Annotated in this window: 11 protein-coding genes; 6 read left to right on the forward strand and 5 right to left on the reverse strand. The window is 49.5% G+C overall.

What is annotated here, in order from left to right; translation table 11 throughout:
• Positions 1 to 4: 4 nt before the first annotated feature.
• The 4 genes from hprK (at position 5) to JIN82_RS10625 (ending at position 4810) form a co-directional block, all read left to right on the forward strand.
• Positions 5 to 976, forward strand: a complete 972-nt coding sequence (hprK, locus tag JIN82_RS10610) for an HPr(Ser) kinase/phosphatase (RefSeq protein WP_200311598.1) — start codon at positions 5 to 7, stop codon at positions 974 to 976.
• Positions 977 to 1123: 147 nt separating this feature from the next.
• On the forward strand, positions 1124 to 2371 hold the full coding sequence (locus JIN82_RS10615) for an aspartate aminotransferase family protein (RefSeq protein WP_200311599.1): 1248 nt from the start codon (positions 1124 to 1126) through the stop codon (positions 2369 to 2371).
• Positions 2372 to 2386: 15 nt separating this feature from the next.
• Positions 2387 to 3283: an ornithine carbamoyltransferase gene (gene argF, locus JIN82_RS10620; RefSeq protein ID WP_200311600.1), complete on the forward strand. Its 897-nt coding sequence runs from the start codon at positions 2387 to 2389 to the stop codon at positions 3281 to 3283.
• A 183-nt stretch (positions 3284 to 3466) separates the two neighbouring features.
• Complete coding sequence (locus JIN82_RS10625) at positions 3467 to 4810, forward strand: hypothetical protein (RefSeq protein WP_200311601.1); 1344 nt, start codon at positions 3467 to 3469, stop codon at positions 4808 to 4810.
• Between the two features lie 120 nt (positions 4811 to 4930).
• Here the strand turns inward: JIN82_RS10625 and JIN82_RS10630 are convergent, their stop codons facing one another.
• From JIN82_RS10630 to JIN82_RS10645, 4 genes are all read right to left on the reverse strand, one after another.
• Positions 4931 to 5989, reverse strand: coding sequence for a GNAT family N-acetyltransferase (locus tag JIN82_RS10630; protein ID WP_200311602.1), 1059 nt, complete (start codon positions 5987 to 5989; stop codon positions 4931 to 4933).
• 19 nt (positions 5990 to 6008) lie between these two features.
• Positions 6009 to 7397, reverse strand: a complete 1389-nt coding sequence (locus JIN82_RS10635) for a TonB-dependent receptor (RefSeq protein ID WP_200311603.1) — start codon at positions 7395 to 7397, stop codon at positions 6009 to 6011.
• A gap of 21 nt (positions 7398 to 7418) precedes the next feature.
• Positions 7419 to 8633 (reverse strand): hypothetical protein, encoded by a 1215-nt coding sequence (locus JIN82_RS10640; RefSeq protein WP_200311604.1) that lies wholly within the window; start codon positions 8631 to 8633, stop codon positions 7419 to 7421.
• Positions 8634 to 8810: 177 nt separating this feature from the next.
• The gene (locus JIN82_RS10645) at positions 8811 to 11249 is read right to left on the reverse strand and encodes a transglycosylase domain-containing protein (RefSeq protein ID WP_200311605.1); all 2439 of its coding nucleotides are present in this window, start codon (positions 11247 to 11249) and stop codon (positions 8811 to 8813) included.
• Positions 11250 to 11310: 61 nt separating this feature from the next.
• On the opposite strand from JIN82_RS10645, the gene JIN82_RS10650 reads away from it, so the two are divergent.
• Both JIN82_RS10650 and JIN82_RS10655 read left to right on the forward strand, forming a co-directional pair.
• Positions 11311 to 12423 (forward strand): class I SAM-dependent methyltransferase, encoded by a 1113-nt coding sequence (locus JIN82_RS10650; RefSeq protein ID WP_200311606.1) that lies wholly within the window; start codon positions 11311 to 11313, stop codon positions 12421 to 12423.
• 51 nt (positions 12424 to 12474) lie between these two features.
• Positions 12475 to 14373 carry a hypothetical protein gene (locus JIN82_RS10655; RefSeq protein WP_200311607.1) on the forward strand — a complete coding sequence of 633 codons (1899 nt, stop codon included), beginning with the start codon at positions 12475 to 12477 and terminating at the stop codon, positions 14371 to 14373.
• Between the two features lie 43 nt (positions 14374 to 14416).
• On the opposite strand, the gene JIN82_RS10660 is transcribed toward JIN82_RS10655, so the two are convergent.
• Complete coding sequence (locus JIN82_RS10660) at positions 14417 to 14842, reverse strand: molybdenum cofactor biosynthesis protein MoaE (RefSeq protein WP_200311608.1); 426 nt, start codon at positions 14840 to 14842, stop codon at positions 14417 to 14419.
• Positions 14843 to 14854 lie beyond the last annotated feature (12 nt).

A 14854-nucleotide genomic window follows, 5' to 3' on the forward strand; every position in this document is an offset into this window, starting at 1 on the left:
TGCCATGGCCAAAAAGGAACCTAAACGCAAGAAGGTGACTCACATCACTGTTGGAGATTTTTTTAATCGTCATAAAAAGGCGCTTGAACTCACCCTGCAGGGCCAATCCGTAGGCATGGATAGAAAAATCCTCGAGCCTAACATCAACCACCCAGGCCTCGCTCTCTCTGGCTTCCTAACTTACTTCGCTGAAAAACGCATTCAGGTACTAGGCAACTCCGAGCTGTCTTATATGAAGACGCTAACGGAGAGCGAAAAAGCAAGTCGCTTTGAAGCCATTCTCAAAGAGAACATCCCGTGCATCGTTACCGCTAGGGCCAAACCGCTTCCGACCAAATTGCTAGAACTAGCCAATAGCTACGGCGTTCCCGTATTCATGACACCAAAAATAACCATGAACTTCGTCAACGCGGCTACCATCCGGCTGGAGGAAGATTTTGCCGAATCTGTCTCGCTCCACGGCTGCATGATGGACTTCAAAGGTGTCGGCGTTCTCATCATGGGCGACAGCGGCTCAGGTAAAAGCGAAACCGCACTCGGCTTGCTAGAACGTGGCGCCGCCTTGGTTGCAGATGATTTGGTCACCATTCACAACATCAGCGGCGAGCTCATCGCCTCTACCAAAGAATTCTCCCGCGGGTTCATCGAGATGCGCGGAATCGGCATCATCAATGCTGCTAACTTATTTGGCCTCGGCAGCATCAGCCCGAAAAAAGACCTCGATATTGTCATTCAACTCAAACCACACTCACACCTAAACGAAGTCGACCGACTCGGGATTAATCGACAGACTTATAACATCCTTGATGTCGAAGTTTCTAAGGTAGAAATCCCTGTCGCACCAGGCCGTGATACAGCTCGATTAGTTGCCGTCACCTGTCTCGACCACCAATTGCGCACACTTGGATATGACATGGCTGACGAATTCAACCAACGATTACTTGATCGCATGGCAGCTGGAAACGTTAGCTTGTAGCTAACTATCAGCAAGTTACAAAAACACCCGCACTCACATCACAGGTCTAGCTGGCAGCTCACCGCTCGCCAGCTAGATTATTTTAATTTCTGAGAAATTGGGGATTTTCTTTTTTTTCTTACCCGCTAGTGTCTGCGGCTTCCAACGATGAACACAGCAGACACATACAGCCAATTCGTTCTCCCTACCTACGGTCGCTTCCAGCTCGTTCCTGAGCGCGCCGAAGGTGTTTACCTCTGGGACAACGAAGGCAAGCGATACCTCGATTTCTGTACAGGAATCGCAACCTGCAGCGTGGGCCATTGTCACCCAGCCGTCACCAAAGCCATCCAAGATCAAGCCGCCACATTGGTACATTGCTCTAACCTCTACCAAATTCCACAGCAAGCCGAACTGGCCAAGCTGCTGGTAGAGAAATTTGTTGGCACTCCCGGCAAGGTGTTTTTTGGCAACTCTGGCGCTGAAGCTAACGACGGCATGATCAAAACCGCACGTCGCTACGGCCACGCGCGCCCAAATGCCAACGGTGAAGCGCGCTACGAAATCATCACATTCGACAAATCATTCCACGGCCGCACGCTCGGCTCCATGTCCGCTACCGCACAGGAGAAAATCCAAGTTGGTTTCACTCCCCTGCTAGCTGGATTCCGCTACGTGCCATTCAACGACAGCTCCGCCCTAGCAGACGCCATCGGCGAGCACACAGTTGGCATCATGTTTGAGCCCGTGCAAGGTGAAGGTGGCGTTAATGTCGCCGACGAATCATTCATCACAACCATCAGCCAACTAGCTGACAAACACGACCTCCTTCTCCTGCTCGACGAAGTTCAAGCAGGTCTGGGCCGCTGCGGCACCAAGATGGGCTACCAAGCCGTTAGCACTTCTCTTAAGCCAGACATTGTTAGCTGGGCGAAAGGGCTCGGCGGCGGCATTCCTATCGGCGCATTCTGGGTTAGCGATCGCAGTATCGACGATGACGGCACCACTCTGAGCTCACTCATGGGCCCTGGCTCACACGGATCTACCTACGGCGGCAACCCACTCGTTAGCGCTGGCGCGCTTGCCGTGCTCAAGGAAATCCTCCAGCTAGAAGAAAATATCCACGCGCGCGAAAAACAAATCCGCGAGACCATTGCTAGCTGGAACCACCCACTCATCACCGAAGTCCGCGGCAAAGGATTGCTGCTAGGCATTGGCCTTGTTAGCGAGAAATTCAACCTCAAAGAAGGCCAAATGGCTGGACTCAAACTCTGTGCAGCACTGATGGATGCCGGCATGCTCACCGTGCCAGCTGGCCCAGATACTCTGCGCCTACTACCACCACTCAACGTCACCGAGCAAGAAATTGACGACGCCCTAACTATTCTGAAAACTGTCCTCGATTCAAACCTCTAATCACTTCACAATAACATGAATCACCTACTATCGATCGAAGAACTCAGCCGTGAACAACTCAGCGGCCTAATCGATTCCGCAGTTACGCTCAAAGCTGAGCGCGGCAATCACTCAAGCCAGCCACTCGCCGGACAAACTTGGGCGATGATTTTCACCAAATCATCCACCCGCACACGTGTCTCGTTTGAAGTTGGCGTGCGCGAGCTTGGCGGCAACGTGATGTTTCTATCATCTAATGACATCCAGCTAGGACGCGGCGAACCCATCATCGACACCGCTCGCGTGCTCGGCCGCATGGTTCACGGATGCATCATCCGCACATTCGCCCAGCAAGATGTTGTCGACTTTGCCGATTACTCAAAGATCCCAACTATCAACGCGCTCACTGACGACGAGCACCCGTGCCAGATTCTAGCTGACCTGCTCACCGTGCGTGAGAAACTCGGCTGCTGGGATGGTAAAAAAGTCGTCTTCATAGGCGATGGCGACAATAACATGTCGCGCTCGTGGATGTGGGCAGCTAAGAAGTTAGGCTTCGAGCTTGTCATCGCCGCGCCACAGGAATGCCTTCCACCAGCAGAGTTTATGCATCGCCTTGACGCCCCTAACGTAACCCTCACTACTGATCCTGTTGCGGCAGCTAAAGGCGCCGACATCATCAATACCGACGTCTGGCTCAGCATGGGCCAGGAAGGTCAGGCTGAAAAAGAAGCTTTGTTTGGTGACTACCAAGTTAACAGCCAGCTGCTCAGCCACGCCAACGATGGACACATCGTGCTGCACTGCCTGCCAGCTTACCGCGAAAAAGAAATCACCGAGGAAATCCTCGAACTCCACGCTGATACTATTTTCCAACAAGCTGAAAACCGCCTGCACGCGCAAAAAGCTGTGCTCGCCGCTGTAGCTAAATAACAAAGCCGCTGGACTAACCATCTAGCCAGACAATCCATTTCACAAAAAAGCCCGCGCTCCAAAGCGCGGGCTTTTTCTCTTTTTCATCAAAAGCAAATCCTTCTGATAGAGTAAACAAGAATAGTCAGTTAGCTCAGCTTTGACTTTGACAAAGCACTTGTTTTACTAAGAAATATGCGAGCCATGAGCTCCCTATACATTCCCAAAAAATTTCTACTTTCCTCACTAGCTGGCCTTACCGCAGCCAGCGCAGGATCCCCTGAAGGTGACTGGAACGCCTTCAATATCCAAACACCCAAAAACCTCGATATCAACTATGTCGAAGAAAATGGTGACACCCCAGGCTATGTTGAACTTCAAGGCGGCTGGGATTTTGAAGTCCATGGCCCAGAATCCCTGAGCGTCAATGCCGCTGGCCAATTTAACGGCGGCAGCATCAGCTTCCTAACCGACACTGGTAGAACTAAAGTCATCTCCGATGGCAAAACCGAATACCTCTGGCGCAACGCTAACGAAGATGTGCTCATGGGCAGCAAATACGAAAGCCCATCAGCTGGCGGCTCACAAAATTGGACACAGGTATTTAGCATTGTGCTTCGCCAACCAACCACCCTAAGCGAAGAAGACCTGCTCGGCGACTGGCAAGCGGTACGCATGCAAGTGCCCAAATGCATCACCTTTGACTACGATGAAGTAATCGAAGCCAACGAGTTAGCTGGCCACTATCAATTTGATATCGAGAGCTTCGAAATCACCTTTTCAACCCATCTGGTAGACGACCAAACAGAATACCGAGCCACCATCAACACCGACGAAGTCGGCACCTATAGCACGCCTAGCAATGATACGGTAGCGCTGAGCTTCGGCATCAACCCAAAGATCAACGCCAGCAAAACGGTCATGGTTGCCACCGAATCAGAAGGTTCTATCAGCGACCCGGACAACGCCAGCCAAGTCCTACTCATCTTCATCAAAAAATCCAGCGTTGCCGCTACTGAAGCCAGCCTAGCTGGACTATGGGGACATTCTAACTTTGATACGCCATTATTCTATGAAGCCTACAATGCTGAACAAATCGACCCATCAGGCGGTTATCAGTTCGACGCCGAAGCTCTGCCGCAAACTGTCACTCCATTTGGCACCGTGAAAGATGCACGTGGCGGCGCTAGCTTTGAATTGAAAAGTGCTGGCTACTTGACAGCCACTGAGGCTAACGAACCAGCGAGCCACGTCTACTATACTCAGGACCAGCAAATCATGCTCGCTTGGCACGCAATTGATACCAAAAACGCTAACACCTCTCGTATCGGCTTCTCTATGCTCACTCGCTATGAAAGGCCGCTAGACATTGCATTCAACCCAGAAGACCCAACAGAAATAGCCATCACCATCCCCGATGGCATGAATCTAGAAAAAAGCTCTACCTTGGGCGACTGGGACAACGTTACCCCTAGCAACGACGGCGCCCACATAGAAAATACAGAGCCCGGCAGCGCATTCTACCGCGTCGTACCACAGCAAGACTAAGCATCTAGCTAACAATCCCATTTCACCAAAAAGCCCGCGCTATGCTGCGCGGGCTTTTTCTTTAAATTCTTCCTACTCCGTAGATACAATTTTCAACCACAGCCAGTCTTAGAGAAAGGTCTACAGCTCCTTGCCAAAGGCACGCGAGTTGCGGCCGCTTTGTTGCAACATCAGCTGGCGGCTGGCTGGAAGTTTTTCCATCGACCATTCTTGGTAACCCATGGTTTTTTGGAAAAAGACAGAGGCGCGGTTAGTGAGCGCAAAGACGCCTTTCATGCCACGTTTCCTCGCCTGCTCTTCACCATTTTTCACCAGCTCAGCGCCGTATCCCATGCCTTCGTGTGACTGCTTCACATAGAGACAGGCAATTTCTGCCAGATTAGTTTCTTGATAACCATAAAGCGCGTAACAGCCAACAACGTTACCATCGATATCGAGCACCCAGTAATCATCCATACATGCGCGGATGGCCTCGTACGAACGCGGCACCAAATGGGTACTACGCACCGAGCGACCAATCATCGCCAAAAGCTCAACAATATCTTCCTCCACAATCGGACGGATAGAGCGATAGCTATCAGCATAGACCATGGTTCCCACACCTTCGTTAGAAAATAGCTCGCTGAGCAAAACGCCAGGCACACTACCATCTAGCACGTGAACCCGTGGTACACCCGCGTGACATGCCGCGACTGATTTTTCCAACAGAGCAATGCCAGCTAGACCTGGTTTTTCTTTCCAGCTAGTAGCTTCAGCGGCACGTAGCGCGTGAATTGGCTGACCATCCAGCTCGATACCAGCCCCTTCGTTGAGCAAGATCAACTTCGACGCATTGAGCTCAACAGCAAACTTGGCAACATCAGCCCCTAGCGGATCTAGACCATCAATATCAACCAAAGCTGTTTGCCCACGCTGCAGCACGGGACTAACCATTAGCGCGTCCATTGGCTGCACAACCTGGCCACATTTCAGCTCAACATCAGCGGCAAGGTCAGCTAACTGCTCAATGGTCTGCGCGTCACTAGCAAGCACCAAGCGCACGCCAATATTTTGCAGTGAAATGAAGTCTAGCATGACCTCAGCCAGCGCGGACTGCGGACAGCTAACGACAACAACAAACAACTTCCCTCTGAACTGCGGCACGTATTGCAGCACCCCTCTGGTATCTCCCCAAGACATGAATTTTAAATCTAAATATCTAGCGCCCTTCTAGGATGTGCTGGACAACTGGGTAACCTTCTTTTGGCACTAACTTACGCCATTTTGCATCCCCAGCGTGAATCATGTTGGTCACATCACGTCCTGTATAAAGCAGTAGTTCTTCGTCGCTGAAACCTAACTCATGAATCAAGTGGTTGATCAAGAAATATCGATAGAGCGGCTCAAACTTCTCAGGTGACTTGAAGCTTGTTGCGGTCACTAACTCGGAATCCGGTGAATGTTTCCACGGGTAGATAAGCAATGATAGATCCTGTTTGAACAAGCGACCAAATGACTCCAAGATACCGCCAGCTAGATTTTCAGACCATTTCTCTTTGAACAACTCATTGAGCAATCCAATACTGAGAACGATGCCAATCGGCTCGCTAGTGTAGCGACGCAGGTAAGTGCCAATGCGGTGGAACTCGGGGCAATTAGAAACCAATACAGTCTTACCTAAGGCCTGCAGCGCATCCGCCCTATCAAGGAAGGCGCGATGATCAACCGCGGTACCGCGCAGCAGGTTGTTCATGGAAATCTCACAGATCTCCATGCTGTTATCAACCGTCTCCTGACCCAACTCACGCAGGAAAGCTTCCTTCGACTGATCAAGCATATCGAGATGCAAGCGAAGCACTGGGTCAAAGCTACCACGCAAGAGAATGATAGGTTTTTTGTAGAGCACTTCAGCTGGCTGGACAACCTCGCCAGTAGGCAAGAACATCGCCGCATCCGTCAGTCCTTTCTGCACTAACTGCAAGTGACAAAGTCGGTTGTCAATATACTCAAAACCCTTACCTTCGAACTTGAGCATGTCGACTTCAACACGACCTTTCGCTAGATTATCTAGCAATGAATCAACAAATTGATCTAATGAATCGAGGTGATACAGAGCGGCGTAGATCATGTTGGTCCCAACAACACCCAGCGCTTCCATTTGATCTGTATTTTCCAGATCCAACAGGCGCACGTGCATCAAGATATCACACGGGCTGCTTTTGGGGTGCAACTGCAAGCGAATCCCTAACCAACCGTGACACTCACCGGTATCCTGGTAGCCGCGCGCGCGCACAGTATTACAGAAACTAAAAAATCGAGTGGTGTCACCACGCTTTTCACTCAAGCGCTCATCTAGCAAGCTATACTCGTGGCTGAGCATTTGCAGTAGACGCTGGCGGGACACATAGCGGCTGGCTTTACCGTAGATTTCATCGCTCATCGTCATGTCGTAGGCCGACATTGACTTGGCGACAGTGCCCGCTGAGGCAGGCGCGCGGAAGAACCAGTTAGCCACTTCTTGGCCAGCTCCAATTTCAGCAAAGGAGCCGTATTTTGATTCATCTAAATTGATCCTTAGCGCCTTATTATAGGTCGTTGATTCACTCATTTTTTTATAGGGTAAAAACGGTTATTTCTCTTCTTCTACGGGTACCTGGATGCGCTCCACATCATACCAATCAGGCATCACTAACTCGTCGATCAAGACCTGATTACGGGCGCGAGCATCTTCAGGATAATGCACCTTTATGGTGATTCTGCTCCCATCACTATGTGGTGCCACTGCGCCAATTAGTCCCATGTTGGTAGTTTGGTCAATGTAGCCGTAGAGAACGTGCTCGCTATCAATGGATTCCAATCGGTAAACTTGCCATTTTTTGTCGTCGCGGAACCCGTATGCGTAATAGTTATCGTAATAACAAACCGCACGAAATACTTTAGGCTCAGAAGGCTTTTCATCTTTGAATTCCTGCCAAGGCATCTCAGACCAACCAACCCAATACTCCCAATCAAATAGGAATTTGTCACCGACACGTTCAAATAACAGGTGGATGATAGAATAATCAGCTAGTTCTCCGGAAACTTTTACCAGCGGCGGAATCACCGTGAGCGCGCCACTTCCAAATTGCTCGCTAAGCTTAACCGGCTTCCATGGGTTTTCTGCATAATACGCCCTAACTTTGGGCATGACATTCTCAGCGTCGTACAAATACGGCTCCCATTCTTCTACCGACTCGGCTTCGAAAATATGCCTCGCCACCTCGCCAACTTTCGCCCCAACAACATCTGAGCGCCAATTTTCATCCTGCGCAATCGCTACAATCCCTGTCTCCTTCACCGCTGGCTTTTGAACCTCTAACTCTTCATTCATTTGTTGCCATAGCGGCACCTCTTCGTCTGAGCGCTCGACTACTTCTTCCAACTCCACAGTGGTTACCACAGAAAATAAAGCCCAACAGATCATGACAAAACCAGTCACACCGCCAAGATATAACAAACTGAGCACAAGGTGATTGCTGCGTTTCGGCACCTCATCAGGGTCCACATCACGCTCCCAATCTGGTGACGAACTGCTCGCCATATGTTTGTGCATGGCAGCTTGGTGCGTGGTCGCCTCTGCGGCTGGCTGTAACTTCGCCTTAATTTCAGGCTGATCATCTGATGAAGTTTTGAAGCCTTCTAGCATTTTGTGAATTTTGACATCATCAGGAATGGCTAACATTTCCTTACAACCAGGACAAACCACACCATAACCATCATGGTCCCGCGGGATCCTGAATACCAATCGACAACTCGGGCAGACAAAGCTGCCCCAGCCAGCACTTTTCTTTACGGCTTCGCTCACAATAAAAGACTAATCAAAGCAAGCTGGATATCAAGCCTCGGCAAGGAATCTGGTGATATTTTATTCAGACATGTGCTAAGAAATTTGCCAAATAACAAAGCCCAAGCATGCACACGCCGCCCAGTCCGCAATGAACCACGGTGCCATTCAAGAAAAGATGGCAGTTCCCAGCTAGCTCTAGTGCTCAATGACTTGAGCGCGCCCCGGCAATGACAGCTTGATAGTCGCTTGTGCATCAATGCCGTCGAGGCGGTCAAAATTCAAAGCATCTGATGACTCACGACGCTCATAAGAGGCAGTCTGCACGGTGAATGCCGGCTGCTCAGAGTTGTACGGATCGCTACCTATCAGAAAGTGCTCTTTAGGTCGGATAGGGATGACATTAAAATTAGTTCCGCCTTCATCCAAGCTCGCAGTAACGTCTGCTAGTTCGCCTTCCGCGCCACCGTGAACATCACAGTAACCTGATGGAGCTAGACCATTCTGATAGAATTCTTGATAAGCCGTGGAAACATAACTCTCAGCTCCTGTCACCACATCACGTTTGTATTCGTGGCAATAACGAGTCTTTTTCAGACCAGATACGCTACACACTTCTACTTTAGAAATCGACTCAGGCACGGGAATTTCATGAGCTTTGAGCCCAGTAGCTGCATTCATCGCTGCCGCCCAGATAGGCATCACGGTATCGCGACTGAAAGCACCATCGTAAATAGCCTCGCGTGATCCTGATAGAAATCCACTCCACACCGCACAGGTCACTTGGCTATTGTAGCCAACATACCAGTTATCGGCGAAATCATATGTCGCGCCAGTTTTGCCACCACCGGAGAATTCTTTGTCATTGAGCTGCTCGAGCACACCGCTAGAGCTCCCCTGCGTCATGCTGCCACGGAGAATATCGTGCACCACAAACGAGCTATCTTGAGATGCTACCCGCTGCGACTGTTGCCCTTGGCCAGCTGGCTCTTTGCGGTAGCGAACTTTCCCTTCATCATCTAGAATTTTCTCAACGAGAACAAAACGACCGGGAACAACCCCTTGGTTAGGGAACGCGGTGAACGCTCTAACTACCTCACTAAGCGAGGCCAGCTCCGAACCTAAGAATAGTCGGTTAAGCTTTTTACTCTTGGAGAAATCGAATCCTAACTTATTCGCCCAATCGATGACTTTCTCAATACCAACTTCATTCCCGAGGCGAACAGATGCGGCAATCTTAGAAGCCTCGAGTCCACGACGCAGGGTAATTTCCTGTTCGTAGCGCGGACGCATAACCTCCATCCCCCACTCACCAAGAATACCTTCGCGCCCATCAACCATCACAGTACGGTTATCCATTGGCACATCGAGCAGCTGTGATGTTGCCGTTTTACCAGCTTCTAACGCAGCCAGATAGATCACCGGAAGAAAAGTAGTCCCTAATGGTTTACGACCTTCTTCGATGAAATCGTATTGTGAGTGAGCATAATCACGCCCACCGACGTAGGCGATCACCTTGCCTGTGTGGTTTTCTATCATCAAGCCCGCGCCCTGCAGGTAGTTAGTTTTCACTTCTGGGCTCGGTTTAAAATCGGCATGTTTTGGATGATCGTAGCCAGCGCGCTGTTCCACTTTTTTCAGCTGGTCAGCCATGGCATTTTCCAGCGCTAACTGAACGTCTCTATCAATTGTGGTGAAAATTTTATATCCCCCACGGGTGAGCTCTTCTTCGCCAAGTTGCTCGCGCACAAAATCAGCCACTCGCCCGTACATGTGCGATGTGCCACGGCGAATCGGTTGTGGATTCACCTCCACCGGCAGTTCGATGAGTTCGTCGTATTCACTCTGCGTGATGGTTTTCTCAATGCGCATGCGATTGAGGACGTGATCACGTGCTTTTTTGTTATTCTGCGGGTGACGCAGCGGTGTAAATGCCGATGGATTTTTAATGCAACCCACCATGGAAGCACATTCCTGAGTCTCCAGATCGCGTGGTTCTTTACCAAAATATCCAAGCGACGCCGACCTCACACCATAAAACCCGGAACCAAAAGGAATACGGTTGAGGTACATTTCCAAAATCTGATGTTTGCTGAATTCGCGCTCGATGCGCTGCGCCAAAAATGCCTCTACCAGCTTACGCTCGATACCATTTTCGCCACGCTTTTCAGCTTCTTCTTTGAGGTGGAATGCGTTTCGCGCCAGCTGTTGGGTCACCGTACTCGCCCCCTGGTTCACTGTACCAGCTTGCAAGTTCAGCTTCACAGCGCGCATGATGCCGATGTAATCCACACCATCGTGGGTGAAAAATCGTCCATCTTCACCGGCCACCAGAGCATCAATCATCTTCTCAGGCACTTCCTCGATGCTAACCTTCGAGCGGTTTTCTACAAATAAGCGGCCAATTTCACGCCCCTCTCTATCAAGGATCAAGCTAGGCACTTCGACGTCATCAATCTTACTCAGATCGTAGGTATAGGCTCGGTCTTTGTAGGGTTGCAACATCGCCATAATGACGATATATCCCAGCGCACAGCAGAAAACACCAAAAGCCAACATCATCAGGAACCATTTCCGTAAGAAAATAGGCCTTTTGCGTTTCTCGTTGCCATAGCTAGAACGTTTCTTTTTCATCATGACTTCTGATCCATCACTCACAGAGCATTCCCCCACAAGCGATAAGCATGCATACCCTCAAATGCATTCAAACGCAACCCCAGGCTTACATGAGCTGATAGTCGAGGAAATCAAAGCATCTGGCGACATGCCATTTAACCGCTTCATGCAGCTAGCATTATACCACCCTGAATACGGATATTACGCCAGCGGCACCAAGCGTGTAGGCAAATCAGCCGACTTCATCACCAGCGTCAGCATTGGCAGTATTTTTGGCACCATTTTGGCACATCGGCTTCACCAGTATTGGCAACAAAGTGGCCAGTGGAAATCATTCTCTATCATTGAGCCAGCCGCCCACGACGGCACGCTTGCATTCGATATCCTCACCACAGCTCGTACGCTTGATGAAGCATTTTTCAAAGCCATCGATTACCAGCTCGTCGAACCAAACAAACGACTCCAACAAGAGCAGGTAGAAAAACTGTCCGCTGAGTTTGATGGCAAATTTTCTCAATTCACTGAGCTTAGCGAAATTTCTAACCAGCAAGGCGCCATCATCTCTAATGAACTCGTAGACGCTTTTCCAGTGCATTTATTCCAGCGCAGTGAAGCTGATGATGATCAACCGTGGTTAGAGCGCTTTGTGACGCTAGACGAAAATGACCAACTCATCTGGCAAACGGCACCCACTAGCAACGCCCAACTCCGACAACTCTTTGATCAACTCGCCCCTCACGCACATGCCTATCCAGCTGGCTACCAAGGCGAGTTCAATACCGCTATCGAGTCATTCGCCAAACAAGCCAGCCAGGCACTGTCGCGCGGAATATTCATCACCATCGACTACGGCCACCTGCAGGAAGAACTCTATCACCCAGCTCGCGTCGAAGGCACGCTGCAGACCTACAGCAAACATCAAAAAGATGACAACCCGCTAGTTGATGTGGGCAACCGTGACATCACCTGCCACATCGACTTCACCCGCCTGCAGCGCGCCAGCGAAGCCTATGGGTTCAGCAAGATGAAACATAATACCCAAGGCAACTACCTCACCACTAACGGCGCGCCATGGCTCATTAGCTTGGAAAAAAATCCACCCGCTGATCTCCCTCACCTGATCAAGCAATTCCAAACACTAACTCACCCAGCCATGCTCGGCACTAAGTTCCAGGTGCTAGAGGGTGAAAAATAAATCTATCGATTTTCATTTTCAAAATCAGCTAGATGATAGAGTCTAGCTGTAATGACTAAATATTCATTTTCTGCGGCCACTTTATTCGCCACAACTGCTCTTGTCGCCGCGCCATTTTCCCACGCCAGCGAGGAAGTCACAGCCTACCGTGCCCAGCTAGAAACCGTCACCAAGCTATCTGACGCGCTACTCAAAGATGAGCCTAGCGATGAACAAATGAAGCTATTGGTAAGGCTGCAGCATGATTTGGGGAAATCAAAAAAACACGAAATCAACTCGCCTCACTGGCCAGACACAGTCAAAAGAATCCAAATGCTTCTGGCTGGAAAAACCTATACCGCCGAGCTCTATAAAGGCCTGCTAGAACTGCAAGATCTTGCACAAACCGTCGCACTGGCAAACCAAGCAATACTTACTAACGAACTGCAAGCCACGCTGGATCTCGCGGCCGAAAAGCTGACGAAAATTGAATCCAGCGAGCAAATGGCTGCACTCGCACCGCTAAGCGAAAGATACAAAAACACAGCTATAGCAACCGAAGCCAGCAGTCTACATTCCGCAAATGCCTTAAAGCAAATCTTCGACAAATGGCAACAGGTTTTAATTTTGGCACAAAGCGATGACTTAGACGCTGCTGAGCGCAGCGCGAGAGATCTACAACATGAGATAATCAGGTCATTTTCTAACCTCAACACTCTCAAACTTAAAGATGCCGCAGGCAAACTCAGCGAGCTAATCGCAAATAAAAAACAACAACTCAACCAAGACAAGCTAGACCAACTCAAACCTATCCTAGCTGAGCTTAGTTCAACATTGCTAGCTAGCAAAAACCCTAGTGAACTTGATGAAACAATTCTACAATTATCTCATCTACTAAAGACCTCTGAGCAAAGTAACAATCGCGAATTAGCTGCTAAGATCCGCCAAGCGCACTCATTTGCCATTCAATGGCAAGACTATCTAATCACCCTAAACAGTGGTGACAGCAACCAAACTGAACGGGCAAAATCAAGACTAGTCGAAAGCACTAACCGCAATGGTTTTATCGCACGCACAACGGTGATCAATTTACCGACAGAAAAGGCCATTACCGCCGAAGATCTAGCTGAAGCCAACAAAAACAGTGTGCCAGCGCAAATTGAGCAGCTTATAGCCAAGGCTGAAAAACTCGACGACATCGCCCAGATAGCCGATCAAGTTGAAATCATCACTAAAAATAACCCTTCGGTAAGTTATCGTGACGTCGGCGGGCTATCTCAGCTAAGAAGCACGCGCAAAGCCTACAATTATTATTTAGCTAATGACCTGGCTAAAGCCAGCGCCTCGCTCAGCGACTACAGCTATAACAATTCTAAATTTGCCCCCACCAACCTGATTGAATTAACTGAGCATTTGCGCAGCTTAGTCATCAGAAAATCTCTACCTGACGACCCGCAATTCAACCTACTCGACAAGGAGAAACCTCACGAGTACACACTGAGAATTTCAGCGCTATTGGCAGACAGCGAGCAATGGGGAGCTATTTTAAAAGTCATTCAGATAGCTGATGCATGCAACTCTAGATCAACTCACAAATCTAACTTTAATAACGACAAGCTAGCTATCGAAACCTATCTAACTGCGCTCAATTATATCAAAGCAAAGGAATACGGCTTCGCATGGGAAAACCTCAGACGCTCAATATCCTACTCACGAGAAATTGGCCCAGCAGATGAAGCTGCTGACTTAATGATCGAAATCAAGGCGCAGCACATAGACGAACTAACTAAACAGCTAGAAGCCCCATTACAGCAAAAAGTTGATCCAAACGAACGATATCGCAGAAGCTCTAGCCGTATGCCGATTAGAAGTCATGAAGAACTTGAGGAACTCGTCGAGCGAAAAATAGCAGAACGCGAGACCATTAAAAAAGAGAGCGAGAAGGACATCAAAGCTTCCAAGCAGGAATAACAATGCTAGCTAGCCTAACTGCCTAGCTGGAATTTACCCCCAGCTAGTGCTTGGCGCAGCCTTTGCAGCCGACCCAGTCGATGCTGCCGTCTTGGTAATATTCTTTTTTCCAGATAGGCACACGACGTTTGATTTCGTCGATGAGGTAGCGGCAGGCGTCGAAGGCGGCAGCTCGATGAGCAGCGGACACGGCAATGCATACTGCCATATCACCAATTTCTAACTTACCTACGCGGTGCACGGCGGCGACTTCGACCACATCGAAGTTAGCTTTTGCTTCGGCGATGATTCTGGCGCCTTCTTTTTCGCCTAACTCAGGCCACGCTTCATACTCTAGAGCGAGCACCGCTTTACCTTCGTGATGGTCTCGCACCCAGCCTTCGAAGCAGACAAATCCGCCTGCTTGATCAGCTAGCGTGAGCTCACGCAACAATTTTGTATCTATAGGGTTGGATGAAATCTTAAACATGATGGGAAAATT

Source organism: Persicirhabdus sediminis, assembly GCF_016595495.1.
GTDB classification, from domain to species: Bacteria; Verrucomicrobiota; Verrucomicrobiia; order Verrucomicrobiales; family Akkermansiaceae; genus Persicirhabdus; species Persicirhabdus sediminis.